We start from the raw sequence: 26,156 nt of genomic DNA, 5'->3' as shown, positions 1-26,156 counted from the left end.
CACTCAACCTCTTTTCGCGGTTAGCTCCGCAATCCGTACGATTACGCGCACCGCTTTCTCCATCCCTTCCAGCGTCACAAACTCGTGCTTGCCGTGGTAGTTGTATCCGCCGGTAAAGATATTCGGGCACGGCAGTCCCATAAAGGAGAGCTGGGCACCATCGGTACCGCCGCGAATCGGCTTGAGCTGCGGCTCAATATCGCAGTCGCGCATTGCCTGCTGGGCGATATCAATAATATGCGGATGCTCAGCTACCTTCTCGTGCATGTTGTAGTAGCTGTCCTCGATCACCAGTTCGATATAGCAGTCCGGATGTAGCCCCTTGCCGACCTTTTTGGCGATCTCCATGATCTTGCGTTTGCGCGCTTCAAAGCTCTTACGATCGAAATCGCGAATGATGTAGTGCATCTCCGCGCGATCGACCGCTCCCTTCATGCTGGCGAGATGATAAAAACCTTCGTAGCCCTCGGTGGTTTCCGGGCTCTCATCGGCAGGAACCAGGGCGTGAATACGCGTCGCCAGCGTCAGGGCGTTCACCATTACCCCTTTCGCCGTACCGGGGTGCACGTTGTTACCGACAATTTTGATGGTCACCGAGGCCGCGTTGAAGTTCTCAAACTCCAGCTCACCCACGCCGCCGCCGTCCACGGTATAGGCCCACTGTGCGCCAAACGCCGGGACGTCGAAGTGCTTCGCCCCTTTTCCAACCTCTTCATCAGGGGTAAAGGCCACGCGGATCTCACCGTGAGGTACATTCTGCTTAATCAGCACCGCGAGCGCGGTCATGATCTCCGCCACGCCAGCTTTGTCATCCGCACCGAGCAGGGTTTTGCCGTCGGTGGTGATCAGCGTCTGCCCCAGCAGCTGATGCAGCACCGGGAACATCACCGGAGAGAGGATCTCATCCCCTACGCCAAGGGCAATGTCGCCGCCGCGATAGTTCTCAACGATCTGCGGATTAACGTTCTTGCCGGTAAAGTCCGGGGAGGTATCGACATGGGAGATAAACCCAATGGTGGGGATATCGCCCTCTACGTTTGCGGGCAGCGTCGCCATCACCGTGCCTTTGTCACTCAGCGTCACGTTGATAAGGCCCATCTCATTAAGCTGATCGCGAAGCAGCTCTAATAGCTTCCACTGTCCCTCTGTGCTTGGAACCTGTCTGACACCCGGTTTCGACTGCGTATCTAACGAAACATAGTGTAAAAAACGCTCAAGTAATTTTTCCATGCGGCCACCCTCACTTTTTGTCACAACATTATCAAGACGCGCGACACGACATGTATTGCGTCAGGTCACTTTTAGCTTGTAAACCCCGTATTTTATTACACCCTTAATAGTGGCTGAGAAATTACCAGGCTGGATAAGAAATATGAACAAGGTTTGGCGATTTCAGTGGTTTGCCGTAGAATGCCAGGCCTTATTCATGTGCCAAAACCCAAGGTGGTTAATCACAAACCCCGCATCGGTAAGCCATCCGCTGCGTCTACACGGGACAGAGTCAAAAATTGAATACACAACCACGTTCGCTTTCACCGCTGGTACAAATGGCGGGGATTCGAAAAAGTTTTGATGGTAAAACCGTTATTTCCGATCTTAACCTGACCATCAACAACGGCGAATTCCTGACGCTGCTTGGCCCTTCTGGCTGCGGTAAAACTACCGTCCTGCGCCTGATTGCAGGCCTGGAGAGTGTCGATACTGGCCGCATCACTCTCGATAGCGATGATATAACGAACGTTCCAGCAGAACATCGCCATGTTAACACCGTCTTTCAAAGCTACGCGCTTTTCCCGCACATGACGGTGTTCGAAAATGTCGCCTTTGGCCTGCGGATGCAGAAGACCCCGGCGGATCAGATTACCCCTCGCGTTACCGATGCCCTGCGTATGGTGCAACTGGAAGAATTTGCCCAGCGTAAGCCGCACCAGCTCTCTGGCGGCCAGCAGCAGCGCGTTGCCATCGCCCGGGCGGTGGTCAACAAGCCGCGTATGCTGCTGCTGGACGAGTCCCTCTCGGCCCTCGATTACAAGCTGCGCAAGCAGATGCAGAACGAGCTGAAGGCATTGCAGCGCAAGCTTGGCATTACCTTTGTCTTCGTTACGCACGATCAGGAGGAGGCGCTGACCATGTCCGATCGTATCGTGGTGATGCAGAATGGCAAAATCGAGCAGGACGGCACCCCGCGTGAGATCTACGAGGAGCCGAAAAACCTCTTCGTGGCCAGCTTTATCGGCGAGATCAATATCTTTAACGCGACGGTGATCGAGCGTATTGATGCCCAGCGCGTGCGGGCCAACGTCGAAGGCCGCGAGTGCAATATCTACGTTAACTTTGCCGTCACGCCGGGTCAGAAACTCAACGTGCTGCTGCGTCCGGAAGATCTGCGCGTCGATGAGATCAACGACGACAGTGAGATCGAGGGGCTGATTGGCTACGTGCGCGAGCGCAACTACAAAGGCATGACCCTGGAGTCGGTAGTCGAGCTAGAGAACGGCAAGATTGTGATGGTCAGCGAGTTCTTTAACGAAGACGATCCCGATTTCGACCACTCGCTGGATCAGAAGATGGCGATCAACTGGGTTGAGAGTTGGGAGGTCGTACTGGCTGATGAAGAGCACAAGTAAATTCCAGAATGTGGTGATCGCCACTGTCGTCGGTTGGCTTGTGCTGTTTGTCTTTCTGCCCAACCTGATGATCGTGGTGACCAGCTTTTTAACCCGCGACGATGTCTCCTTCGTTAAGCTGGTCTTTACGCTGGATAACTACACGCGCCTGCTCGATCCGCTCTATTTTGACGTGCTGATGCACTCACTTAATATGGCGCTGATCGCCACCCTCGCCTGTCTGGCGCTGGGCTATCCGTTCGCGTGGTTCCTGGCAAAGCTGCCGCAGAAGGTGCGCCCGCTGCTGCTCTTTCTGCTGATTGTGCCATTCTGGACCAATTCGCTGATCCGTATCTATGGCCTGAAGCTGTTTCTTAGCACCAAGGGCTATCTCAATGCCTTCCTGCTTGAACTGGGAGTTATTGATACGCCGCTGCGCATTATGTTTACCCCGAGCGCGGTCATCATCGGCCTGGTCTATATCCTGCTGCCCTTTATGGTGATGCCGCTCTACTCCAGCATTGAGAAGCTGGATAAGCCGCTGCTGGAGGCGGCGCGGGATCTCGGCGCAAGCAAGCTGCAAACCTTTATCCGCATCATTGTGCCGCTGACCATGCCGGGCATTATCGCCGGCTGCCTGCTGGTGATGCTCCCGGCGATGGGGCTGTTCTACGTCTCGGATTTGATGGGCGGTGCGAAAAACCTGCTGATCGGCAACGTTATTAAGAGTCAGTTCCTCAACATTCGCGACTGGCCATTCGGTGCGGCGACCAGTATCACCCTGACTGTGGTGATGGGTCTGATGCTGCTGGTCTACTGGCGAGCGATGCGCCTGCTGAATAAAAAGGTGGAGCTGGAGTGATGGGTCGACTGCTGCGCGGCGGTTTTATGACCGCCATCTACGCTTATCTCTATATTCCGATCGTTATTTTGATCGTTAACTCCTTTAACCAGGCGCGCTTTGGCATCAACTGGCAGGGTTTTACCACCAACTGGTATAGCCTGCTGATGAACAACGACAGCCTGCTCCAGGCGGCCCAGCATTCGCTGACCATGGCGGTGCTGTCGGCGACCTTTGCTACGCTGATCGGCTCCCTGACGGCGGTGGCGCTCTACCGCTACCGCTTTCGCGGCAAGCCGTTCGTCAGCGGTATGCTGTTCGTGGTGATGATGTCCCCGGACATCGTGATGGCGATCTCGCTGCTGGTGCTGTTTATGCTGCTCGGCATCCAGCTGGGCTTTTGGTCGCTGCTCTTTTCGCACATCACCTTCTGCCTGCCGTTTGTGGTAGTGACGGTCTATTCACGGTTGAAAGGCTTTGACGTGCGGATGCTGGAGGCAGCGAAGGATCTGGGGGCCAGCGAAATCATTATCCTGCGCAAGATCATTCTGCCGCTGGCGATGCCCGCCGTGGCCGCTGGCTGGCTGCTGAGCTTTACCCTGTCGATGGATGATGTGGTTGTCTCGTCGTTTGTGACCGGGCCCGGGTATGAAATTCTGCCGTTGAAGATCTACTCAATGGTGAAAGTCGGCGTCTCACCGGAGGTGAACGCGCTGGCGACCATTCTGCTAGTACTCTCGCTGGTTCTGGTCATTGCCAGTCAGCTAATTGGACGCGATAAAACCAGGGGCCTGAAGACAGGCTCCGCAATCAGGGGACGTTAAAATGAAAAACTGGTCACGCCACCTGCTCGCCGCGGGGGCTTTGGCCCTCAGCGTGAGTGCCGCCCATGCCGAGGAAAATAAGACCCTCTACTTCTATAACTGGACTGAGTACGTGCCGCCGGGCCTGCTGGAGCAGTTTACCAAGGAGACCGGTATCAAGGTGATCTATTCGACCTACGAGTCGAATGAGACCATGTATGCCAAGCTCAAAACCTATAAAGATGGCGCTTACGATCTGGTTGTGCCGTCCACCTACTTTGTCGACAAGATGCGCAAAGAGGGGATGATCCAGAAGATCGACAAGAGCAAGCTGACCAACTTCAGCAACCTTGATCCTGAGGTGCTGAACAAGCCGTTCGATCCGAGCAATGACTACTCGATTCCTTACATTTGGGGGGCGACGGCGATTGGGGTGAATAGCGAAGCGATCGATCCGAAGAGCGTCACCAGCTGGGCCGACCTGTGGAAGCCAGAGTATAAGAGCAGCCTGGTGCTGACCGACGACGCCCGGGAAGTGTTCCAGATGGCGCTGCGCAAGCTGGGCTACTCCGGTAACACCACCGATCCGAAAGAGATTGAGGCCGCCTACCACGAGCTGCAAAAGCTGATGCCAAACGTGGCGGCCTTCAACTCCGATAACCCGGCGAACCCCTATATGGAAGGTGAAGTGAACCTGGGGATGGTCTGGAACGGTTCCGCCTACGTGGCGCGCCAGAGCGGTACGCCGCTGACGGTAGTGTGGCCTAAAGAGGGCGGTATCTTCTGGATGGACAGCCTGGCGATCCCGGCCAACGCTAAAAACGTGGACGGTGCGCTCAAGCTGATCAACTTCCTGCTGCGCCCGGACGTAGCAAAACAGGTCGCGGAGACCATTGGTTACCCGACGCCTAACCTGGCAGCGCGCAAGCTGCTTACCCCGGCGGTGGCCAATGATAAGTCGCTCTATCCGGATGCTGAGACCGTGAGCAAAGGCGAGTGGCAGAATGACGTCGGCCAGGCCAGCACCATCTATGAGAGCTACTACCAGAAGCTGAAAGCGGGCCGTTAATCCGCCCTACCTGTACATACGCCCGGCGAGCCTGCCGGGCCTACAGGATCCGTTACAGCCCTTTCAGCAACCGATCAACAAACTCCGGTACCACCTGGCTCGCCAGCCCGTAGTGCTTCTCTTCAAACTCGCTGCCCACCTGGCTCGGTTCAAGGTTCAGCTCTACGGTGTGCGCACCCTGTAACTTCGCCTCATGCACAAAGCCAGCGGCAGGATAGACGTGCCCAGAGGTGCCGATGGCGATAAAGATATCCGCCAGCGCCAGCGCGCTGTAGATCTCATCCATGCCCAGCGGCATTTCGCCAAACCAGACTACGTGCGGGCGCAGCGGTGACGGGAACTGGCAGCAGTGGCACTTATCTTCCGGTGTGATATCCCCCGCCCACTCCAGCACCTGTCCGCTGGAGGCGCAGCGCACCTTCAGCAGTTCGCCGTGCATATGCAGCACGTTTTTGTTACCGGCGCGCTCGTGCAGGTTGTCGATGTTCTGGGTGATCAGCAGAAAGCGATCCCCAAGGGCCTCCTCCAGCTCGGCCAGCGCCAGATGCGCAGCGTTGGGCGCAATCTCCGGCTGCTGTAGCTGGCGACGGCGTGCGTTATAGAACGACTGCACCAGCTCCGGGTTACGGGCAAATCCCTCTGGCGTGGCGACGTCCTCTACATGATGCTCCTCCCACAGCCCGTCGGCGGCGCGGAAGGTACGAATGCCCGATTCGGCGGAGATCCCCGCCCCGGTCAATACGACCACTCTTGGTTTTTCCATCACTTCGGGTACCACTCTGTCTCTGAAAAAGATGCGCTGGCGTAGACGCTCGCGCAAACGACGTTTGTTGCGGCGAAAACGGCTTAGTCGGCTAAAACGACGCGACTGCATATCGGCCTCTTGTGCTTAATCGGTGAGATGGAGGAAGGCTGCGCCACGCATGCCGCCCGCGTCGCCGTGTCGGGCCCGCTCAATGCGCGGCACCCGGGCAACCGGCAGCAGACGCAGCGGCAAACGGTCGGACAACAGCGTGGTCAACGCGGCAAAGTTTGACAACCCGCCGCCGATGACCAGCAGATCCGGATCTACGATGGTCAATATCGTCCCCAGGCAGGCGGCCAGCAGCTCAACGTAGCGAGCCACATGCGCACGTGCCCCTTCATCACCTTGTTCCCACAGAGCGATTATTTCAGGTGCGTTCAGAGATTGATCGTAGAAGTGATTGTAGAGCCATGCAAAGCCGCCGCCGGAAAGATAGTTCTCAATGCAGCCCAGCTGGCCGCAGCCGCAGCGCAGCAGAGGAATATCGCGCCCAAGAATTTCAAGGGCATCGACGGGGAGACGAATGTGGCCAAACTCGCCGGTAATATAGCTGTGACCAGGAATGGATTTGCCGTTGAGCACCAGCCCGCCGCCCACGCCGGTGCCGAGGATCAGCCCCATCACCAGCGGATAGCGGGCAAACTCATCGTCCCAGGCTTCCGAGAGGGCAAAACAGTTGGCGTCGTTGTCGAGTCGCACGTCACGGCCTAACAGCGCGCAGAGATCGGCCCGTAACGTCCTGCCGCTGGCGGCGGGAAGGTTCGCCGCGTAGAGCGTGCCGTCGGCGGTAACGGGCATACCGGGAATGCCGATGCCCACCGAGCCGCGTTCACCCGTTTGGGCGTCGGCGTCGTGTACCAGTCCGGCAATGGCGTCTAAAAAGGCGCTGTAGCTCTCATGGGGCGTGGCGATGCGCCGCTCCCACTGTAACGTTCTGCTACTGTCGAAGACGCCCAGCGCAATTTTACTCCCGCCAATGTCCAGCCCGTAATGCATCGCCACTCCTTGTTACTGGCCGCTGAAATTACTGTCCGCTCAAACTACTGTCCGCTTAAAACGCGGGCTGGATCGATATTGCTAGCGCGTCTGGCGGGATACCAGCTCGCCAGCAGGCTCAGCACCAGGGCGGTTACCAGCACGTAGACCACGTCGAGCGCGTGCAGTTCTGACGGCAGGAAATCGATAAAGTAGATATCCCCCGACAGGAATTGATGGCCGATCAGCGTCTCAAGGCCGTTGATAATTGGCGTCAGCTGGAGAGCCACCACAACGCCAATCACCACGCCCGCCACGCTGCCGAACAGCCCGGCCAGCAAGCCATACCAGACGAAGACCGCGCGGATCAGACCGTCCTTCGCCCCGAGGGTGCGCAGCACGGCGATGTCGCCGCTCTTGTCCTTCACCGCCATCACCAGAGTCGAGACAATGTTGAAGCAGGCCACGCCGATTACCAGCACCATCGCCAAATACATAATGGCGCGGATCATCTGGATATCGCGGTACATGTAGCCGTAGGTGCCGATCCAGCTCTTGATGTAGACGTAGCTGTCGGTCACGCTGCCGGCGTCGCGCACTAGCTTATTGGCGTTAAAGACGTCCTTAACCTTGATGGCGATCCCGGTTATGCCGTCGTTCATCTCCAGGTACTGCTGAGCATCCTGGATTGGGATCATGGCAAAACTGTGATCGAGCTGGCCGCTGAGCTGTAAAATACCGCTCACGTGCAGCCTGACGCGCTTCGGCTGCTGGAGCTTATGGTCGGCGCTGGCGTTGGGGATCATCACCGACACCCAGTCGCCCTGCTTGACCTTCAGCGCCTCGGCGACGCCTTTACCGAGGATCACCTGCTGCTCGCCCGCCTTGAAGTTGGCCCAGGCATTGTTCTGCACGTAGCGCGGCAGCGCGCTCAGGCTCGTCTCCTGCTGCGGATCGACCCCTTTCACCTGGATAGCGCGCAGGTTTACGCCGCTCTCCACCAGGCCGGTAAAGTTGATATAGGGCGCGGCGGCTTCGATGCCTGCCACCTTCTCAACCTTGCCCAGCGCGTCGCGCCAGTTGGTCCACGGCTGATTGACCGGCTCGATCTCGCCGTGGGGCACCACCGCGAGGATGCGGTTATTCAGCTCGCGTTCAAAGCCGTTCATGGCGCTCAGGCCGACAATCAGCACTGCCACCCCCAGCGCAATGCCGATGGTTGAGATCACCGAGATCAGCGACACCATGCCACCGCGCCGACGGCCACGGCTAAAGCGCAGGGCAATAAGTAACGACAGAGGTGAAGCCATTACTGCGCCCCCATCAGCGTCATCTCCGGGCTCAGGTGGCCGTCGCGCATCTCCATCTGTCGGCTCATGCGTTTTGCCAGCTGCAGATCGTGGGTGACCACCAGAAACGCCGTGCCCTGTGAAGCGTTTAGCTCGCCGAGCAGGGCAAAGATCGCGTCGGCGTTGCGCGCGTCCAGGTTACCGGTGGGTTCATCCGCCAGCACCAGGCGCGGATTGTTCACCAGCGCCCGGGCAATGGCCACGCGCTGGCGCTCGCCGCCGGAAAGCTCTGACGGACGGTGATTCGCCCGGTGCAGCAGGCCGACTGCCTGGAGCATATCCCGCGCACGCTGGGTAATTTCCGCCGGTTTATGCTTGCCAATCAGCAGCGGCATAGCGACGTTCTCCTGGGCGGTAAAGTCCGGCAGGAGGTGGTGGAACTGATAGATAAAGCCCAGCTCGCGGTTACGCAGCTCGGCTTTTGCCGTTGAGGAGAGCTGGCTCAGCTGACGGTCACCAAAAATCACGTCGCCGGAGGTGGGCGTATCCAGCCCCCCCAGCAGGTGCAGCAACGTACTCTTACCGGAGCCGGAGCTGCCGACAATCGCCACGGTTTCGCCTTCGTTCACGCTAAAGCTGACATCGTGCAGCACGTCGGTCTGCACGTTCCCTTCCTGATAGCGTTTGCACAGGTTGTCGCATTGCAACAGGATCTTATTCATAACGTAAAGCCTCAGCGGGTTGGGTGGCGGCGGCGCGCCATGAGGGATAGAGCGTAGAGAGCAGCGCAATGGCCATCGCCACCAGCGCAATAATCACCACCTGGAGTGGCTCAATGGCCACCGGCAGCGCCGCGCCGTCCAGCAGCGCGCCAATGATCGGCATCAGATTGTTAAGCTGGCTGGCCAGCAGCGCCCCCAGCACGGCCCCGAGCAGCGCGCCGATAATCCCCGCGCTGGCCCCCTGCACCATAAAGACCGCCATGATCTGGCGCGGGGTCAGCCCCTGGGTTTGCAGGATCGCCACTTCGCCCTGCTTCTCCATCACCATCAGCCCCAGCGAGGTAATGATGTTGAAGGCGGCCACGGCGACGATCAGGCTCAGCAGCAGGCCCATCATGTTCTTCTCCATGCGCACAGCCTGGAACAGCTCGCCTTTGCGATCGCGCCAGTCCTGCCACTTGGTGCCGTCCGGCAGCGCCTGCTGACTCAGTTCATCCACCTTCAGCGGCTCGTTGAGCCATAGCCGCCAGCCGGTGATGTTGCCCGCCGGGTAGCGCATCAGGCGCGATGCGTCCTGAATGTTCACCAGCATCTGGTAGCCATCGACTTCGCTGTTGGCAGCAAAGGTGCCGATGACGGTAAAGAGACGCTGGCTAGGCAGGCGGCCCATCGGCGTAAACTGGCTGGCGGAGGGCACCATCACCCGCAGCTGATCGCCGCGGTTAACGCCCAGCTGCCCGGCCAGCTGCTCGCCGAGGATCACGTTATATTTGCCAGGCTGCAGATCGGTCTGCTTGACGTTGACGAGGTACGGCGTGAGCGGATCTTTCTGCGCGGGATCGATGCCGAGCATCACCCCCACCGAGACGCTACGCGCGCTCTGTAGCACCACGTCGCCAGTGGTCAGCGGTGCAACGCGGCTGACGCCCTGCAGCTTAGCGGCGCTGGCGGGCAGCTGCTGCGGGTTCAGCGAGCCGTTGGCAGAGGAGAGAACCGCCTGCGGCATCAGCCCCAGGATGTTGTTTTGCAGCTCGCGCTCGAAGCCGTTCATCACCGACAGCACGGTCACCAGCGCCATCACGCCGAGCGTAATACCAATGGTCGAGAGCCAGGAGACAAAGCGACCGAATCGGTCCGCTGCGCGCCCACGCATATAACGCAGGCCTATGAATAGTGCGACAGGTTGGTACATGACATCCGTCTGGTTGCGGTTAGCAGACTCACGAGTATATAAGCGAAACAGGGGATGGTAAATCGCTTATGCGCTAAGAATTGTCGGGGAGTGAGGTAAAAATTTGTTCAAAATCAATTTGCTAAAACAGCGTTTATCGCCCATGCGGGTGACAATGGAACCTCACCTTTTTCCGAAAACTTCCCATAACAGGGTAAATCCAGAGCGTTACCGATTACAGCGCCATTCGTCCCGATCACTATATACGCCAAAATTTATCGCAACACGGGCGTTTTAACGATGAAGCAAAAAGCATTGTGGATTAACCAGATCAAAGGGTTATGCATCAGTCTGGTGGTTATCTACCACTCGGTGATCACCTTCTACCCGCATCTTGAGGGGCTGCAACATCCGCTCTCTGGCCTGCTCGCTAAATGCTGGCTCTATATGAATCTCTACCTCGCCCCGTTCCGCATGCCGGTCTTTTTCTTCATCTCTGGCTACCTGATCCGACGTTATATCACCGAGGCCGAATGGAAGAACTGCATCGATAAGCGGCTGTGGTCAATCTTCTACGTGCTGGCCCTGTGGGGCGTGTTACAGTGGCAGGGGATCGGTTTTCTCAACCGCTGGCTGGCTCCCGAGCGCGATCTTAGCCAGTCGGCCAACGCAGCCTACGCCGACTCGCTGAGCGAGTTTCTCCACGGAATGCTGACCGCCAGCACCAGCCTGTGGTACCTCTATGCCCTGCTGATCTACTTCGTGGTTTGCAAATTCCTGAGCCGCTGGAAACGCCCCGCGCTGGGGTTGATGCTGGTGGCGTCGGTGGCCATCAACTTCCTGCCGCTCCCGTGGTGGGGAATGAACAGCGTGGTGCGCAACGTGATCTACTATGCCCTTGGGGCCTGGTACGGCGTGACTATTATGGGCTGGCTGCAGAGCATCCCCCTGCGCCGTCAAATTTTACCTCTGGTACCTGCCCTGCTGGTGGCGGTCGCGCTCTGGTTTTGCAACGTGCCGGTGCTGCTCTCCCTGCTCTCGGCCTGGCTGATCATGTCCCTCTTCTGGCGGCTGGAGCAGCGCTTTACCCCCGGTGAGGATCGCCTCCTGAACGTGATTGGCTCCAACACCATTGCCATTTACACCACCCACCGCATATTGATCGAAGGCAGCAGCCTCGCCCTATTGCCACTGTTTCGCAAGGGCGCGCTCTCGCCGACGCTGGAGCTGGGCCTGCTGCTGGTTTACCCCCTTCTGAGCCTGCTGGTGTGCACGCTGGTTGGGCTGGGTATCCGCCGCCTCTCCGTGCGCCTGTTTGGCGACCTCTTTTTTTCACCGCCGGCGAAACTGCGTCTGGATCCCGCCACGCGCTAGCGGTCTAACTTTGCTAATATTGAGGGATCAAGGATAATAAACTGCATTGTGTATCAGTGATATGCCCCCATATCAGGGGGCATAAACCCAAGAGATCCCGATATTCGCTATGCCTGAACAATACCGTTACTCCCTTCCCGCCAAGGCGGGCGACCAGCGCCAACTGGGTGAGCTTACAGGCAGCGCCTGTGCCACAGAAGTGGCAGAAATCGTTGAGCGTCATGCAGGCCCGGTGGTGCTGATCGCACCCGATATGCAAAACGCGCTGCGCCTGCATGATGAGATCCGTCAGTTTACCGACAGCATGGTGATGAACCTTGCCGACTGGGAGACGCTGCCCTACGACAGTTTCTCCCCGCACCAGGAGATCATCTCTTCCCGGCTCTCGACGCTCTATCAGCTGCCCTCGATGCAGCGCGGCGTGCTGATTATGCCGGTGAACACGCTGATGCAGCGCGTCTGCCCGCACAGCTATCTGCACGGTCATGCGCTGGTGATGAAAAAGGGGCAGCGTCTCTCCCGCGATGCCCTGCGTGCCCAGCTGGATACCGCTGGCTATCGCCACGTTGACCAGGTGATGGAGCACGGCGAATATGCCACCCGCGGTGCGCTGCTGGATCTCTACCCAATGGGCAGCACGCAGCCCTACCGCATCGACTTCTTTGATGATGAAATCGATAGCCTGCGCCTGTTCGATCCCGATACCCAGCGCACGCTGGAAGAGGTGGAGGCGATTAACCTCCTGCCCGCCCACGAATTTCCTACCGACAAGGCGGCTATCGAGCTGTTCCGCAGCCAGTGGCGGGATACCTTTGAGGTAAAGCGCGACGCCGAGCATATCTACCAGCAGGTGAGCAAAGGCACGCTGCCGGCGGGCATAGAATACTGGCAGCCGCTGTTTTTCAGCGAGCCACTGCCGCCGCTGTTTAGCTACTTCCCGGCCAATACGCTGGTGATTAATACCGGCGATCTCGATGCCAGCGCGGTACGTTTCCAGAGCGAAACCCAGGCGCGCTATGAGAATCGCGGTGTCGATCCGATGCGTCCTTTGCTGCCGCCGGAGACGCTATGGCTGCGCAGCGACGAGCTGTTTGCCGAGCTGAAGCGCTGGCCGCGCATCCAGCTGAAAACCGAGCAGCTGGCGGAGAAAGCCGCCAATACCAATCTCGGCTACCAGACGCTGCCGGATCTGGCCGTCCAGGCGCAGCAGAAAGCCCCCCTCGATAGCCTGCGCAAGTTCCTCGAATCCTTCACCGGCCCGGTGGTCTTCTCCGTTGAGAGCGAGGGTCGTCGTGAGGCGCTGGGCGAGCTGCTGGCACGTATCAAAGTCGCACCGAAGCGGATCCTGCGCCTTGATGAAGCTACCGGCAGCGGACGCTACCTGCTGATCGGCGCGGCCGAGCGCGGGTTTATTGATACCCTGCGCAACCGGGCGCTGATCTGCGAGAGCGATCTGCTGGGTGAACGCGTCGCACGCCGTCGTCAGGACAGTCGCCGGACCATCAACCCGGATACGCTGATCCGTAACCTCGCCGAACTGCACCCCGGCCAGCCGGTGGTACACCTGGAGCACGGCGTCGGGCGTTATGCGGGTATGACCACGCTGGAAGCGGGCGGCATTAAAGGTGAATACCTGATGCTGACCTACGCCAACGATGCCAAACTCTATGTCCCGGTGTCGTCCCTGCACCTGATCAGCCGCTACGCGGGCGGCGCGGAGGATAATGCGCCCCTGCACAAGCTGGGCAGCGATGCCTGGACGCGGGCGCGGCAGAAGGCGGCGGAAAAAGTGCGCGACGTGGCCGCCGAGCTGCTGGACGTCTACGCCCAGCGCGCGGCTAAGACCGGCTTCGCCTTTAAGCATGACAAAGAGCAGTACCAGCTCTTCTGCGATACATTCCCGTTTGAAACCACGCCGGATCAGGCTCAGGCGATCAACGCCGTACTGAGCGACATGTGTCAGCCGCTGGCGATGGACCGTCTGGTCTGCGGCGACGTGGGCTTCGGTAAGACCGAGGTAGCTATGCGCGCCGCCTTCCTCGCGGTGGAGAACCACAAGCAGGTCGCGGTGCTGGTGCCGACTACCCTGCTGGCCCAGCAGCACTACGATAACTTCCGCGACCGCTTCGCCAACTGGCCGGTACGCATTGAGCTGCTGTCGCGCTTCCGTAGCGCTAAAGAGCAGACCCAGGTGCTGGCCGATGCCGCAGAGGGCAAGGTTGATATTCTGATCGGTACCCATAAGCTGTTGCAAAGCGATCTGAAGTGGCGCGATCTTGGCCTGTTGATCGTCGATGAGGAGCACCGCTTCGGCGTGCGCCATAAGGAGCGCATCAAAGCGATGCGTGCCGACGTCGATATTCTGACGCTCACCGCCACGCCGATCCCACGTACCCTGAATATGGCCATGAGCGGCATGCGCGATCTGTCGATCATCGCCACGCCGCCCGCGCGTCGTCTGGCCGTGAAAACCTTCGTGCGCGAGTACGATAGTCTGGTGGTTCGCGAGGCAATGCTGCGTGAGATCCTGCGCGGCGGCCAGGTCTACTACCTCTATAACGACGTTGAGAACATCCAGAAGGCGGCCCAGCGGCTGGCGGAGCTGGTGCCGGAGGCGCGGATCGCTATCGGCCACGGCCAGATGCGCGAGCGCGAGCTGGAGCGGGTGATGAACGATTTCCATCACCAGCGCTTTAACGTGCTGGTCTGTACCACCATTATCGAAACCGGGATCGATATTCCTACCGCCAACACCATCATTATTGAGCGGGCGGATCACTTCGGTCTCGCCCAGCTACACCAGCTGCGCGGTCGCGTCGGGCGTTCACATCACCAGGCCTACGCCTGGCTGCTGACGCCGCACCCGAAGGCGATGACCACCGACGCGCAGAAGCGTCTGGAAGCCATCGCCTCGCTGGAGGATCTGGGCGCAGGTTTTGCGCTGGCCACTCACGACCTGGAGATCCGCGGCGCGGGTGAGCTGCTCGGGGAAGATCAGAGCGGCTCCATGGAAACCATCGGCTTCTCGCTCTATATGGAGCTGCTGGAGAATGCTGTTGACGCACTGAAGGCTGGCCGCGAGCCGTCGCTGGAGGATCTGACCAGCCAGCAGACCGAGGTGGAGTTACGCATGCCCGCCCTGCTGCCGGATGATTACATTCCGGACGTCAACACGCGCCTGTCATTCTACAAGCGCGTTGCCAGCGCCAAGAGCAGCAGTGAGCTGGAGGAGATCAAGGTCGAACTGATCGATCGCTTTGGTCTGCTGCCCGATCCGGCCCGCACCCTTCTTGAGGTAGCCCGACTGCGTCAGCAGGCGCAGAAGCTGGGGATCCGCAAGCTGGAGAGCAACGATAAAGGCGGCGCGATTGAGTTTGCCGAGAAGAATCATGTCAATCCGGCCTGGCTTATCGGCCTGCTGCAGAAGCAGCCGCAGAACTTCCGCCTCGATGGCCCTACCCGGCTGAAGTTTATGCAGGAGCTGGGCGAGCGCAAAGTCCGCATGGAGTGGGTAAGTAACTTTATGAAGGAGCTGGCAGAGAACGCCATCGCCTGATCCCCAGGCGCACGCTGTTGCCGCAGCGTGCGTCACTCTTTACATATCCTTTCATTTCAAGAAACATCCAGACACACCATCCGTCCATACTTCACGTTTGCCCTTGCATAACAACAATCTAAAAGCACGGTGGTTTAACGATGAAACAGATGCGCATTACTCGCTGGATAACGCTGCTGGCCCTTGCGGCGACGGCGCTCCTCTCCCTTCCCGCCCAGGCCAACACCTGGCCGCTTCCTGCTAACGGCAGCCGCCTGGTGGGCGAGAACCGTTTTCACCTTGTCGAAAACGACGGCGGCTCGCTGGAAGCGATTGCCAAAAAGTACAACGTCGGCTTTCTGGCGCTGTTGCAGGCTAACCCCGGCGTTGACCCCTACGTGCCGCGTGCTGGCAGCGTGTTGACTATTCCGCTCCAGACGCTGCTGCCGAACGTGCCGCGTCAGGGAATTGTTATTAACCTGTCTGAGCTGCGCCTCTACTGGTACCCGCCGGGCAAGAACGAGGTGACCATCTACCCCATCGGCATTGGCCAGTTGGGAGGCGACACCTTAACGCCAACGATGGTCACTCGCGTATCGGATAAACGCGCCAACCCGACCTGGACGCCGACGGCCAACATTCGCGCGCGCTATAAGGCGCAGGGCGTGGATCTCCCGGCGGTCGTGCCCGCTGGGCCAAATAACCCGATGGGCCACCATGCTATCCGCCTGGCAGCACATGGTGGTGTCTATCTGCTCCACGGCACTAACGCCGACTTTGGTATCGGAATGCGCGTCAGTTCGGGCTGTATTCGCCTGCGTGATAACGACATTGCGTCCCTGTTCCGCCAGGTCACCCCTGGAACACCGGTGAACATTATCAACGCACCGGTAAAAGCCTCGGTCGAGCCGGACGGCACACGGCTGGTTGAAGTGCACCAGCCGCTGTCGAAATCCATCAATGACGATCCAAAAACGCAGCCGCTGGTGCTGAATGCCAGCATGGAGAGTTTTAAATCCGCTGCCGAGACCGATGCCGCGCTGATGGACGATGTGATGGCGGTGCGCTCGGGCATGCCGGTGGATGTGACGCAGCATAACGCCGCGTCAACCCAGTCCATGTGACATAGTAAAGCGTTAAAAATCATTAAGATATAACATAATTATTTTTAACCATTCCCTGCTGGTCATCGGGGACAATTATTTTTATAATGATTGTTCAATAATTCAACATTGGGTGAGGAGCCACTATGACCACCGACGTCAGCAGTTGCACAAAAAAAAGCCGTGGCCGACCAAAAGTTTTCGACAGGGAAGCGGCGCTCGACAAAGCCATGACGCTTTTCTGGCAGCATGGCTATGAGGCCACGTCGCTGTCCGATTTGGTCGAGGCCACCGGTGCGAAAGCCCCGACGCTTTACGCCGAGTTTACCAACAAAGAGGGGCTGTTCCGCGCCGTACTCGATCGCTATATTTCGCAGTTTGCGACCAGGTATCAGGCGGAGCTGTTTTGCGATGAGAAGCGCGTTGAGCAGGCGCTGCTGGACTACTTTACCTCCGTCGCGACCTGCTTCACCAGCAAAGAGACGCCTTCCGGCTGCTTCTTAATCAGCACTTCGGCGGCGCTGGCGGCCTCGTCAAATGAGATTGCCCAGACGCTGAAGTCTCGTCACGCTTTGCAGGAAGCCGCTCTGCTGCGTTTCCTGGAGGAGCGCCAACAGCGCGGCGAGATCCCTGCCACAGCCACGCTGCAGACGATAGCCCAATTTCTAAACTGCGTGATTCAGGGAATGTCGGTCAGCGCGCGTGAAGGGGCATCGCAAGAGAAGCTCCTGCAAATTACCCGCACCACTATGGCCCTCTGGCCCGAACTCATCAAATCATAGTTCGTCAAATCATCGTATTGCTTTGGCCTATCTTAACGATAGGCCAAATATTTCTCACACTTTTGCATGACCCTTGCTACCCTTAGTAAGTGATTATTCTCCTGCTAATGATTAGCAGGTTTTTTTTGGACATTTTTACGACTATTCACATGCAGAAGGATAACGGTCATGGTTTTGCTATTACCATTATTTAAAGTGTTAATAGTAATTACATTGTTATTTAGTCTCTGGGTAGTATGTGGTGGTTCGATCCTGTTCGCTTTCATCTCTGTGCTGATCACGGGATGTTTGCTGATCCGCCAGCAGAGTATGATTTGAATCCGAGCGATTATAGAAGCCTTGCGTAAGCAGGGCTTTTTTATGCCATAAAAAAAGCTCCTCAGCCTGAGCGAATGAGGAGCCAAATCGGGGGTACTGCTTTTTTATGCTTTGTTATCCAAAACCAGCTGCCCGTTGCTGTCTAACGGGATCTGAGTGCCGGGATCGTTCTCCATGCGAATTTTCCCGTGCTGGTCACCAATTTTGTAGGTAACGTCATAGCCGAGCATCTTCTCTGATTTGTCATAGACGGTTTTGCAGCGCTGCTGCGTGCTGGTATAGGTATCCCGCTCCTGCATGGCCCCCTGAACCTGGTTACCGGCATAGCCGCCACCCAGCGCCCCAACGACCGTGGCGACATCTTTACCGCGTCCGCCGCCGAACTGGTGACCAATCACCCCGCCCGCTACCGCGCCGAGCACTGAACCGGTCAGGCGGTTCTCATCCTGAACCGGACGTCGATGGGTTACCGTCACGTTGCGGCACTCTTTACGCGGCGTTTTCACCGTCTCTTTAATGGGTGTAGCAGAAACCACCTGCGCGTACTGAGGGCCGCGATTGAAAACGTCTAAGCCTGCCACCGCAGCAACGCCCAGTGCAGCGGCCACACCAATTCCGATACCCGCTAACATGGATTTATTCATTGAATAGTCCTTCTGGTTGGCTCTGATGTCATAATTCTGCAATCAGAGTGGCCAGAAGCCAATCAGAAAGGCGGTAAAAAACGGGGGGTTATGTGGCAGATCGTGGTGATTCAGAGAAATCTGAGCCACCTGATGGAAATCAGCAGAAGGATATGCTAAACGCCCCGTCCGAAGTCGACGGGGCGACAGGCTTAGTGCAGCTTCAGTCGCGGACGGATCACGCGGTTGATGCTGCCGACCAGCATCATCAGGCCGGTCTTGAAGTAGCCGTGCAACGCGACCTGGTGCATACGGTAGAGCGAGATATAGACGAAACGCGCAACGCGTCCCTCTACCATCATCGAACCGCGCATCAGGTTACCCATCAGGCTGCCCACGGTAGAGAAGTTGGACAGCGAGACCAGCGAGCCGTGATCTTTATAGACGTAGGCTTTCAGCGGCTTGCCTTTGATCTGCGCCAGAATGTTGTGCAGCGCGCAGGTCGCCATCTGATGCGCAGCCTGGGCACGCGGCGGCACGAAGCCCCCTTCCGGACGCGCGCAGGAGGCGCAGTCGCCAATCGCATAGATATCCGCATCGCGGGTCGTCTGCAACGTCGGCTCTACCGCCAGCTGGTTGATACGGTTGGTTTCGAGGCCGCCAATCTCTTTCATAAAGTCTGGCGCTTTGATCCCTGCCGCCCACACCATCAGATCGGCCTGGATATATTCGCCATCTTTGGTGTGCAGGCCGCCCTCGTCCGCGCTGGTGACCATGGTCTGGGTCAGCACGCGTACGCCCATTTTAGTCAGCTCGCTGTGAGCCGCCCCGGAGATGCGCGGCGGCAGCGCAGGCAGAATGCGTTCGCCCGCCTCGACCAGCGTCACGTTCAGCGCCTCGTTGGTCAGGCCCTTATAGCCGTAGCTGTGCAGCTGCTTGACCGCGTTGTGCAGCTCCGCCGACAGCTCAACGCCGGTAGCCCCGCCGCCAACGATGGCAATGTTGACCTTGCCACTGGCCCCCAGGTTAGCAGAGTACTTCAGGAAGAGGTTCAGCATCTCCTGATGGAAACGACGCGCCTGATGCGGGTTATCGAGGAAAATGCAGTGCTCTTTTACGCCCGGCGTATTGAAGTCGTTGGAGGTACTTCCCAGCGCCATCACCAGCGTGTCATAAGGCAGCTTGCGCTCAGGCACCAGCAGTTCACCTTTCTCATCCCGCAGCTCGCCCAGGGTGATGGTTTTGCCTTCACGGTTGATATCCACAACCGAGCCAAGCTGGAACTGGAAATCATGATTGCGCGCGTGGGCCAGGTAGCTCAGCGCGTCCACGCCCTCATCCAGCGAGCCGGTGGCTACTTCATGCAGCAGCGGCTTCCACAGGTGGCTGTGGTTGCGGTCGACGAGGGTAATTTTGGCTTTTTTACCCCGGCCCAGCTTCTTACCCAGCTGGGTTGCCAGCTCCAGTCCGCCAGCTCCACCGCCAACAATCACAATCTTTTTCAATGGTGTAGTCAACACGACCCCCTAAAATATTAACCAATTGTTAACTAAAAGTTATATAAATAGCTTTTAATTAACAACAAGTTAGCTGCTAAATTTGTCATCTACCCCTTGAGAATAGCATGAACGGTGCATTGGTCATACCAAAATTGATATATATCAAGTTTTGCTGCATAAAAGATAATCAGGTTTCAGCCGAAAGGCGAAAAAAAACCAGCCATTAAAAGGCTGGTTTATAGGATGGCGTCTCAACCAAGGGTTTTAAAGGCCTTGATGTGCTGCAGATGAGGAGAAATATTCTTGAACTTATGCGTCTGCGCTTCGTCCCAAACAATCTCATAGAAAGGGTGCAGCACCTCGGCGGTACGCTGACTGTTCAGCGCCTCATCGTGGCGGGAGAGGATCGCCAGGCAGCGGTCGCGGTTCTTCTCACGAAAGTTAGTCACGCACTTGGTGGCGATATCGGCATACTCTTCCGGCCTGTCGATTTTACCCTCCATATTCTCCTGCGGATAGAGATTAGGATTGAAGATCACCTGTCGGATGTCGCAGAGAAAGCCGATGCGCTCGGCCCAGTATCCGCCCAAGCCTACGCCGCAGATCAGCGGTCGCTCATCAACGTTTAGCTGCAGCATCTTGTCGACCTCTTTCAGCAGATGCTGCATATCATGCTTCGGATGGCGCGTGCTGTAGCTCAGCAGGCGCACGTCGGGATCGATAAACTGTAGCTGCAGTACCTTCTCGTGATTGCCCGGACTGTTTGAATCAAAACCGTGTAAGTAGATGATCATCTGTCCTCACCCTGTGCTTTCTCCCTTTCAGGGAGGGTTAATGAGCCGCTGACCGCTCCAGCCAGCGGGCCTGAAGCTGTTCCAGTTTGCTATTCACCGCTTTCCATTCGGCAGACGCAACCAGCTCCTGACGCGTAAACGAACCTCTATGATACAACTCTGTAACACGCGCTGCATTGATCGGCGACAGGTTATCCAGCACGCTCACCGCCCCCTGACGATTATTGCAGACCAGAACCATGTCGCAGCCGGCATCCAGCGAGGCCTGGGCTCGTTCGGCATAGCTGCCCATGATCGCCGCCCCCTCCATGGAGAGATCGTCCGAGAAGATCACGCCGTTAAAGCCCAGCTCACCGCGCAGAACCGTTTTCAGCCAGTGCGGCGAGCCGCTCGCCGGACGCGGATCCACCTCGCTGTAGATGACGTGTGCGGGCATAATGGCATCCAGCTTGCCGTCGCGGATCAGCGTGCTAAAGATCGCCATATCATGCTCGCGGATCAGCGCCTCCGGACGCGGATCGTGCGGGGTCTCTTTATGGGAGTCCGCCGCGACTGCCCCGTGGCCAGGGAAGTGCTTACCAGTGGCTTTCATGCCTGCCCGATGCATACCGTCAATCACGCGGGTGGCGATAGCCAACGCCTTGTGCGGATCGGCATGGTACGAACGCTCGCCGATGGCCGCGCTGATGTGGCCCACATCCAGCACCGGAGCAAAGCTGATGTCGATATCCATCGCGATCATTTCACAAGCCATCAGCCAGCCCGCCTCCTCGGCCAGCCTGCCGCCCTCCTCCATACCGAGCAGGGCAGCAAACGACTGAGCGGCAGGCAGGCGCGTAAAGCCGTCGCGAAAACGCTGTACTCGACCTCCCTCCTGATCCACGGCCACCACCAGCCGATGGTGCGAGGCGGCGCGGATCTGCCGCACCAGCTCGCGCAGCTGCGCCGGATCGTGATAGTTTCGGGTAAAGAGGATCAGGCCTCCCACCAGCGGATGCGCCAGAATCTCGCGCTCCTCCGCATCCAGCTCATAGCCTGCCACATCTAACATTACCGGACCCACACTGACCTCTCTTATCCTTTTGTCTCTAGCTGACACCATGTTTCATTTGCCAGCATAATAAATTGCTGCTCCCCGGTCTGCTGCCAGCGGCATTCGTACCAGCCCGCCATCAGCATCAGCACCCAGGGCCGCCAGCGCCATACCTGCTGCGCCAGTTGCGCAGGCACCAGGTTTGCCACCTGGGCATAGGCGACAATAAGCCGCTGACGCTCAGCCTCATCCCCCGTCCAGACCGAGGCCAGCTCGAGGGCGATATCGCCATCGCCGGCATACTCCCAGTCAATCAGCCGCAGGCCCGAAGCGGTATGCACCAGGTTACCTGCATGCACATCCATATGTAACGGGGCCAGTCTGAGCGCACCCGGCTCGCCCTCACGCTTAAGGCGTTTTAGCCACGCCAGCCAGCGCGGCGTGCGGCGTACAGGGTCGCATGCCTGCCAGTAGCGCTCCAGCAGCGGCAGCAGGGTAATACGCCAGCCAAAACGGGGCTGCTGATGCAGATGATACAGCAAGTCGGCAAGGTGATGGGGTTCCGGCAGCGTGGTTTTCACCTCACCGGCAAGATAGTCAACGGCCATCCAGCCCTGTCCCAGCCACTGCGGGCGTGGGGCTAGAGAATTCGGGAGCCGCTTTAGGGCGCGATATTGACGGAGAAACGGCGCGGGCGTGGTGGCCGCATGCTGCTGGCGCAGCACCAGACGCTGCGGGCCGTTGGCAATGACGCAGCTCCCGCCGCTCAGCCCGGTATGTTCAGGGCTGGCGACGAGCGCTGCGTGGGGAAAGAAGCGTGACAGGATCGCGTCACGCTCGGGGTTACTGTTGCTGAACCGCACCTTTACCTGACCAGACGATCTCACCCGTTTGCACCAGCATCAGCTGCATCTGTAGCGCGGGGGAATTAACGTTGCCGGAGGCGCTGGTGTAGAGCACATACTGCGCCCCCACGTTGCGGGCGATCCCGATCGCTTTACTGCGCGTGCCCAGGCTATCCTGCGGCGACAGGCCGAGCTGCTGCTTGGCGACGGAGAGCTGCTGGGCAGAAACCAGCGTAAACTTCCCGTTGTTAGCCAGCGCGCCGCGCAGCACTTCCGTGGCTTCGGCGGTGTTCAACGACCCGTTGGTACGGTTATTGACGCTGTCAACCAGCAACACGCTGCCACCGGCCGCGCCGCTGGCCTGCAGCATTTTGCTTACCATCGGCGACACCGCCCCGCTCCAGTCAAAATGACGTTCGCGCGGCGTCGGCTGCGCCGTTTGATCCTGGTGCTCAATCGGCCCCGGCTGAGATGGGACCGACGGTACGGACGGCACCTCAGGAACCGGCTGCGGCTGCGGCTGTTCCACCGGCTGCTGCGGCTGCGGTTTGGCTTCCTCTACGGGCGCTGGCTGCTGCTCGCCCCGCATAATACATCCCGAAAGGATCATCGCTACGGTCGTGAGTAGCGCATAACGACCCAGTTTATTAATCAAGATACACCCCTTACAGATAGAGATAGAGTCTCACCTTACGCGCGCCTAAATAGTTGGCGCTGCCGTAGAGCGTTACCGATGAATGCGCAGGAATGGTAATGCGCCGGGGCGCTTCCAGCGGATGCATTTCGAGACCCCTGGCGTCATACCAGAAAAAACGATAGTTGACGGTGGCGGGTTCGCCCCGTTCGTTATAGAGCGTTGAGGACGCAGAGGGCTGGATCTCAGCGTTATTCAGCGACGGTTTTTCCGCGCTTATGCCTGCCGCCAGCACGGTTGCTTCCATTACCAGCGTCTGCTCATCGCTTACCGGGATAGATGGACGCGAGCTACAGCCGGTCAATACAGCCAGCGCCAGCAGCGCGGCCAGGCCTCCTCTCAGCATCGGTTTAACCTTTATGTGTCAGCATGGGACCCAGCGCGCGACCACCCAGCAGATGCAGGTGAATATGGTACACCTCCTGGCCGCCGTGGCGGTTGCAGTTCATGATCACCCGATAGCCATCTTCGGCAATCCCCTCCTGAGCGGCGAGCTTCGCGGCGACGGTAAGCATCCGACCCAGCGCCTGCTCGTGCGCCTCGGAGACGTCGTTTAGCGTTGGGATCAGCAGGTTAGGCACAATCAGGATATGCGTCGGCGCTTGCGGAGAGATATCACGGAATGCCGTGACCAGCTCATCCTGCCAGACGATATCCGACGGAATTTCGCGGCGGATAATTTTACTGAAAATCGTTTCTTCGGCCATGACGTCTTCCTTAATGAATAACTGCGGGACTCAACAAGAGAGTATGATCGAGAATCTCCTGATGTTTCAACTATTACGCCGCTTTTCTTCACGCATTAGGATTAAGCACTGCCGTTACGTCTGATTTTTCGCCACTCAACGCCCTGCAATAATTCACTTAATAAATATTACATCTGTTTACAGCAATAAGATGAATGCGTATATTTCGCATTTGCATTTTCATGCGCAATTGCATGACCAGAACAAACACAGCACGCTCGACATCGGCAACGTATCGGTCAGAGCGCACTATTTAACTTGCGAAAAGGGTTCACCATGTCTTTCACCGTTCACGCCAGGGATGGACGCTGTCCTGCCGCAGCGCCATCACTGCTGGCACTCTGCATTGCCTTTGCACTTGCCCCTGCCGCTGGCGTTGCCGCCACGCCGGATACTACCGCAGGCGATACCGTTATTGTTGATGGTTCAGCAGACAGCGCCTATGCCGAGCAGGAGCGCCAGGACTACAGCGTCAAAACAACCACCTCCGGCACCAAAATGCTGCTGGTTCCGCGCGATATCCCGCAGTCTGTGAGCATCATCAGCGAACAGCGCATGAAGGATCAGAAGCTGGAATCCGTTGGCGACGTGCTGAAAAACACCACCGGTATTACCCAAAGCGCGACGGACTCTGAGCGCATCAACTTCTACTCCCGCGGTTTTGAGATCGATAACTTCATGGTCGACGGCATTCCGACCCTGTTCGAAACCCGCTGGAACCTGGGCGACTCGCTGTCCGACACCGCTCTGTATGAACGTGTGGAAGTGGTTCGCGGCGCGAACGGCCTGACTACCGGATCCGGTAACCCCTCCGCCGCCATTAACCTGGTGCGCAAGCACGCCGACAGCCGTGAATTCACCGGCAACGTCTCCGCTGAGTATGGCAGCTGGAACAAGCAGCGCTACGTGGCCGACCTCTCTACCCCGCTCACCGATGACGGTCGCATTCGTGGCCGCATGGTGTCGGGCTACCAGCACAATGACAGCTGGCTGGATCGCTATAGCCAGGAGAAAAAATTCTTCTACGGCGTGCTGGATGTCGATCTGACCGACGCGACTACCTTCTCCGTCGGCTACGACTACCAGGAGACCAACTCCAACAGCCCAACCTGGGGCGGCATTCCGCGTTGGTATACCGATGGTGGCCGCGTCAACCCGGACCGCAGCTTTAGCACCGCGCCGGAGTGGGCCTATGTAGACAAAGAGACCGAGCGTACCTTCGCGACGCTGAAACAGAAGCTGGGCGACAACTGGCAGCTGACCGTCAACGGCACGCATACCGAAACGGATCTCGACAGCAAGCAGCTCTATCTTGATGGCCAGGTTGACCGTGTGACCGGCCTGATGGTCAGCCCCTACGGCGCATCCTATCCTTACGTGGGCGGCACCGGCTACAACACCGGCAAGCGCAAAGTTGATGCTATCGATACCTTTGCTAACGGCTCCTATGACCTGCTTGGCCGTCAGCATGAGCTGATGATCGGGACTAACTACACCCGTCAGAACAACATCTACTACAGCTCCTGGGAGAACATCGGCGATACTCAGCTGGGTAACTACGCTGATTACAACGGTAACTTCCCACAGACTAACTGGAACCCGCTGAGCCTGGCGCAGGATGACACCATCCACCAGAAATCCGTCTATGCGGCGACCCGCCTCTCTCTGGCCGATCCGCTGCACCTGATCCTGGGTGCGCGCTATACCAAATACAATCTGGATACGCTCAACCAGCAGATGGAGAAGAACAATACCTCTCCTTATGCGGGCGTGGTGTTTGATATCAACGACAGCTGGTCTACCTACGCCAGCTATACCTCGATCTTCAAGCCGCAGACCGAGCGTGATGAACAGCGTAAGTACCTGTCGCCGATCACCGGTAACAACTATGAGGCGGGTGTGAAGGCAGACTGGATGAACAGCCGTCTGACCACCTCTCTTGCCGTGTTCCGCATTGAGCAGGATCACCTGGCGCAGTCTACCGGTCTGGTGATCCCTGGCAGCAACGGTGAAACCGCCTACCGCGAAGCGGACGGCACGGTGAGTAAAGGCGTTGAATTTGAGATCAACGGGGCGCTGACCGATAACTGGCAGATGACCTTTGGCGCAACCCGCTACGTCGCGGACGATGCCGAAGGCGACGCCGTTAACCCGAACCTGCCGCGTACCACCGTGAAGATGTTCACCAGCTACCGTCTGCCGACGATTCAGGATCTAACCATCGGCGGCGGCGTTAACTGGCAGAACCGCGTCTGGTCTAACGTTGCGGTTGCCGACGGCACGCTGCGCGCTGAGCAAGGCAGCTATGCGCTGGTGGATCTGTTTGCCCGTTATCAGGTCACCAAAGCATTCTCTCTGCAGGCGAACGTCGATAACTTGTTCGACAAATCCTACGAGACCGACATCGACAGCCGCACCATTGTCTATGGCGAGCCGCGTAACTTCTCTATCAGCGCTAACTACAGTTTCTGATAGTAGTAATGTGAAGGAGGGAGCCGAAAGGCTCCCTTTTTATTTACAGGCAGCTAA

The 26,156-nt window shown here is 58.1% G+C and carries 23 protein-coding genes; 9 read left to right on the top strand and 14 right to left on the bottom strand.

Going from position 1 to position 26,156, the window contains the following annotated elements; translation table 11 throughout:
• Positions 1 to 3: 3 nt before the first annotated feature.
• Positions 4 to 1,230, bottom strand: coding sequence for a peptidase T (gene pepT / locus FN633_RS05825; protein ID WP_154057063.1), 1,227 nt, complete (start codon positions 1,228 to 1,230; stop codon positions 4 to 6).
• Between the two features lie 317 nt (positions 1,231 to 1,547).
• Between pepT and potA the strand changes: the two genes are divergently transcribed.
• Genes potA through potD form a run of 4 tightly spaced genes read left to right on the top strand, consistent with a single transcriptional unit; the run spans position 1,548 to position 5,319 of the window.
• Positions 1,548 to 2,627, top strand: a complete 1,080-nt coding sequence (potA, locus tag FN633_RS05820) for a spermidine/putrescine ABC transporter ATP-binding protein PotA (protein WP_243731477.1) — start codon at positions 1,548 to 1,550, stop codon at positions 2,625 to 2,627.
• Positions 2,611 to 3,468 carry a spermidine/putrescine ABC transporter permease PotB gene (gene potB / locus FN633_RS05815; protein ID WP_154057061.1) on the top strand — a complete coding sequence of 286 codons (858 nt, stop codon included), beginning with the start codon at positions 2,611 to 2,613 and terminating at the stop codon, positions 3,466 to 3,468. The genes potA and potB overlap by 17 nt, the downstream gene beginning before the upstream one ends.
• Positions 3,465 to 4,271: a spermidine/putrescine ABC transporter permease PotC gene (gene potC / locus FN633_RS05810; protein WP_154057060.1), complete on the top strand. Its 807-nt coding sequence runs from the start codon at positions 3,465 to 3,467 to the stop codon at positions 4,269 to 4,271. Before potB ends, potC begins: the two co-directional genes overlap by 4 nt.
• A 1-nt stretch (position 4,272) precedes the next feature.
• Entirely contained in the window at positions 4,273 to 5,319 is a 1,047-nt protein-coding gene (potD, locus tag FN633_RS05805) for a spermidine/putrescine ABC transporter substrate-binding protein PotD (protein WP_154057059.1), read from the top strand.
• A 52-nt stretch (positions 5,320 to 5,371) separates the two neighbouring features.
• Here potD and cobB read toward each other — a convergent pair whose 3' ends face one another.
• Genes cobB through lolC form a run of 5 tightly spaced genes read right to left on the bottom strand, consistent with a single transcriptional unit; the run spans position 5,372 to position 10,302 of the window.
• Positions 5,372 to 6,193, bottom strand: a complete 822-nt coding sequence (gene cobB, locus FN633_RS05800) for a Sir2 family NAD+-dependent deacetylase (RefSeq protein ID WP_154057058.1) — start codon at positions 6,191 to 6,193, stop codon at positions 5,372 to 5,374.
• A gap of 15 nt (positions 6,194 to 6,208) precedes the next feature.
• A complete protein-coding gene (gene nagK, locus FN633_RS05795) occupies positions 6,209 to 7,120 on the bottom strand; it encodes an N-acetylglucosamine kinase (protein ID WP_154057057.1) in 912 nt (303 codons plus the stop codon).
• A 44-nt stretch (positions 7,121 to 7,164) separates the two neighbouring features.
• Positions 7,165 to 8,409: a lipoprotein-releasing ABC transporter permease subunit LolE gene (lolE, locus tag FN633_RS05790; protein WP_154057056.1), complete on the bottom strand. Its 1,245-nt coding sequence runs from the start codon at positions 8,407 to 8,409 to the stop codon at positions 7,165 to 7,167.
• Positions 8,409 to 9,110: a lipoprotein-releasing ABC transporter ATP-binding protein LolD gene (gene lolD / locus FN633_RS05785; protein WP_042392852.1), complete on the bottom strand. Its 702-nt coding sequence runs from the start codon at positions 9,108 to 9,110 to the stop codon at positions 8,409 to 8,411. The genes lolE and lolD overlap by 1 nt, the downstream gene beginning before the upstream one ends.
• Positions 9,103 to 10,302: a lipoprotein-releasing ABC transporter permease subunit LolC gene (lolC, locus tag FN633_RS05780; protein ID WP_042392851.1), complete on the bottom strand. Its 1,200-nt coding sequence runs from the start codon at positions 10,300 to 10,302 to the stop codon at positions 9,103 to 9,105. The genes lolD and lolC overlap by 8 nt, the downstream gene beginning before the upstream one ends.
• Before the next feature lie 279 nt (positions 10,303 to 10,581).
• Between lolC and FN633_RS05775 the strand changes: the two genes are divergently transcribed.
• The 4 genes from FN633_RS05775 to FN633_RS05760 all read left to right on the top strand — a co-directional run bounded on the left by FN633_RS05775 (position 10,582) and on the right by FN633_RS05760 (position 17,075).
• Positions 10,582 to 11,655: an acyltransferase family protein gene (locus FN633_RS05775; RefSeq protein ID WP_154057055.1), complete on the top strand. Its 1,074-nt coding sequence runs from the start codon at positions 10,582 to 10,584 to the stop codon at positions 11,653 to 11,655.
• Between the two features lie 109 nt (positions 11,656 to 11,764).
• Positions 11,765 to 15,211 (top strand): transcription-repair coupling factor, encoded by a 3,447-nt coding sequence (gene mfd, locus FN633_RS05770; protein WP_154057054.1) that lies wholly within the window; start codon positions 11,765 to 11,767, stop codon positions 15,209 to 15,211.
• A 140-nt stretch (positions 15,212 to 15,351) separates the two neighbouring features.
• Positions 15,352 to 16,314, top strand: a complete 963-nt coding sequence (gene ldtC / locus FN633_RS05765; protein ID WP_154057053.1) for a L,D-transpeptidase LdtC — start codon at positions 15,352 to 15,354, stop codon at positions 16,312 to 16,314.
• Positions 16,315 to 16,439: 125 nt separating this feature from the next.
• Complete coding sequence (locus FN633_RS05760) at positions 16,440 to 17,075, top strand: TetR/AcrR family transcriptional regulator (RefSeq protein ID WP_154057052.1); 636 nt, start codon at positions 16,440 to 16,442, stop codon at positions 17,073 to 17,075.
• Between the two features lie 422 nt (positions 17,076 to 17,497).
• Here the strand turns inward: FN633_RS05760 and FN633_RS05755 are convergent, their stop codons facing one another.
• The 8 genes from FN633_RS05755 to hinT all read right to left on the bottom strand — a co-directional run bounded on the left by FN633_RS05755 (position 17,498) and on the right by hinT (position 23,588).
• Positions 17,498 to 18,037, bottom strand: coding sequence for a glycine zipper 2TM domain-containing protein (locus FN633_RS05755; RefSeq protein WP_042392843.1), 540 nt, complete (start codon positions 18,035 to 18,037; stop codon positions 17,498 to 17,500).
• 191 nt (positions 18,038 to 18,228) lie between these two features.
• On the bottom strand, positions 18,229 to 19,533 hold the full coding sequence (locus FN633_RS05750; RefSeq protein ID WP_042392841.1) for an NAD(P)/FAD-dependent oxidoreductase: 1,305 nt from the start codon (positions 19,531 to 19,533) through the stop codon (positions 18,229 to 18,231).
• A gap of 233 nt (positions 19,534 to 19,766) precedes the next feature.
• Entirely contained in the window at positions 19,767 to 20,309 is a 543-nt protein-coding gene (gene ycfP, locus FN633_RS05745) for an alpha/beta hydrolase YcfP (protein ID WP_154057051.1), read from the bottom strand.
• A 37-nt stretch (positions 20,310 to 20,346) separates the two neighbouring features.
• Positions 20,347 to 21,372 carry a beta-N-acetylhexosaminidase gene (nagZ, locus tag FN633_RS05740; protein WP_154057050.1) on the bottom strand — a complete coding sequence of 342 codons (1,026 nt, stop codon included), beginning with the start codon at positions 21,370 to 21,372 and terminating at the stop codon, positions 20,347 to 20,349.
• 11 nt (positions 21,373 to 21,383) lie between these two features.
• Positions 21,384 to 22,205, bottom strand: a complete 822-nt coding sequence (gene thiK, locus FN633_RS05735) for a thiamine kinase (protein ID WP_154057049.1) — start codon at positions 22,203 to 22,205, stop codon at positions 21,384 to 21,386.
• Positions 22,186 to 22,839, bottom strand: a complete 654-nt coding sequence (gene lpoB, locus FN633_RS05730; RefSeq protein ID WP_042393003.1) for a penicillin-binding protein activator LpoB — start codon at positions 22,837 to 22,839, stop codon at positions 22,186 to 22,188. Before lpoB ends, thiK begins: the two co-directional genes overlap by 20 nt.
• 13 nt (positions 22,840 to 22,852) lie before the next feature.
• Complete coding sequence (locus FN633_RS05725; RefSeq protein WP_154057048.1) at positions 22,853 to 23,227, bottom strand: YcfL family putative periplasmic lipoprotein; 375 nt, start codon at positions 23,225 to 23,227, stop codon at positions 22,853 to 22,855.
• 4 nt (positions 23,228 to 23,231) lie between these two features.
• Positions 23,232 to 23,588 (bottom strand): purine nucleoside phosphoramidase, encoded by a 357-nt coding sequence (hinT, locus tag FN633_RS05720; RefSeq protein WP_042392832.1) that lies wholly within the window; start codon positions 23,586 to 23,588, stop codon positions 23,232 to 23,234.
• Between the two features lie 315 nt (positions 23,589 to 23,903).
• Here hinT and fhuE point away from each other — a divergent pair, with 315 nt between their 5' ends.
• Positions 23,904 to 26,099 (top strand): ferric-rhodotorulic acid/ferric-coprogen receptor FhuE, encoded by a 2,196-nt coding sequence (fhuE, locus tag FN633_RS05715; RefSeq protein WP_154057047.1) that lies wholly within the window; start codon positions 23,904 to 23,906, stop codon positions 26,097 to 26,099.
• Positions 26,100 to 26,156: the final 57 nt, after the last annotated feature.

The organism is Pseudescherichia vulneris, assembly GCF_902164725.1.
GTDB classification, from domain to species: domain Bacteria; phylum Pseudomonadota; class Gammaproteobacteria; order Enterobacterales; family Enterobacteriaceae; genus Pseudescherichia; species Pseudescherichia vulneris.
This window is presented reverse-complemented; position numbering and strand designations above follow the sequence as displayed.

Excerpts from the sequence above, each read along its gene's own strand:
- pepT (WP_154057063.1), bottom strand. The coding sequence starts at position 1,230 with ATGGAAAAATTACTTGAGCGTTTTTTACACTATGTTTCGTTAGATACG.
- potA (WP_243731477.1), top strand. The coding sequence starts at position 1,548 with ATGGCGGGGATTCGAAAAAGTTTTGATGGTAAAACCGTTATTTCCGAT.
- potB (WP_154057061.1), top strand. The coding sequence starts at position 2,611 with ATGAAGAGCACAAGTAAATTCCAGAATGTGGTGATCGCCACTGTCGTC.
- potD (WP_154057059.1), top strand. The coding sequence starts at position 4,273 with ATGAAAAACTGGTCACGCCACCTGCTCGCCGCGGGGGCTTTGGCCCTC.
- cobB (WP_154057058.1), bottom strand. The coding sequence starts at position 6,193 with ATGCAGTCGCGTCGTTTTAGCCGACTAAGCCGTTTTCGCCGCAACAAA.
- nagK (WP_154057057.1), bottom strand. The coding sequence starts at position 7,120 with ATGCATTACGGGCTGGACATTGGCGGGAGTAAAATTGCGCTGGGCGTC.
- lolE (WP_154057056.1), bottom strand. The coding sequence starts at position 8,409 with ATGGCTTCACCTCTGTCGTTACTTATTGCCCTGCGCTTTAGCCGTGGC.
- lolD (WP_042392852.1), bottom strand. The coding sequence starts at position 9,110 with ATGAATAAGATCCTGTTGCAATGCGACAACCTGTGCAAACGCTATCAG.
- lolC (WP_042392851.1), bottom strand. The coding sequence starts at position 10,302 with ATGTACCAACCTGTCGCACTATTCATAGGCCTGCGTTATATGCGTGGG.
- FN633_RS05775 (WP_154057055.1), top strand. The coding sequence starts at position 10,582 with ATGAAGCAAAAAGCATTGTGGATTAACCAGATCAAAGGGTTATGCATC.
- mfd (WP_154057054.1), top strand. The coding sequence starts at position 11,765 with ATGCCTGAACAATACCGTTACTCCCTTCCCGCCAAGGCGGGCGACCAG.
- ldtC (WP_154057053.1), top strand. The coding sequence starts at position 15,352 with ATGAAACAGATGCGCATTACTCGCTGGATAACGCTGCTGGCCCTTGCG.
- FN633_RS05760 (WP_154057052.1), top strand. The coding sequence starts at position 16,440 with ATGACCACCGACGTCAGCAGTTGCACAAAAAAAAGCCGTGGCCGACCA.
- FN633_RS05755 (WP_042392843.1), bottom strand. The coding sequence starts at position 18,037 with ATGAATAAATCCATGTTAGCGGGTATCGGAATTGGTGTGGCCGCTGCA.
- ycfP (WP_154057051.1), bottom strand. The coding sequence starts at position 20,309 with ATGATCATCTACTTACACGGTTTTGATTCAAACAGTCCGGGCAATCAC.
- FN633_RS05725 (WP_154057048.1), bottom strand. The coding sequence starts at position 23,227 with ATGCTGAGAGGAGGCCTGGCCGCGCTGCTGGCGCTGGCTGTATTGACC.
- hinT (WP_042392832.1), bottom strand. The coding sequence starts at position 23,588 with ATGGCCGAAGAAACGATTTTCAGTAAAATTATCCGCCGCGAAATTCCG.
- fhuE (WP_154057047.1), top strand. The coding sequence starts at position 23,904 with ATGTCTTTCACCGTTCACGCCAGGGATGGACGCTGTCCTGCCGCAGCG.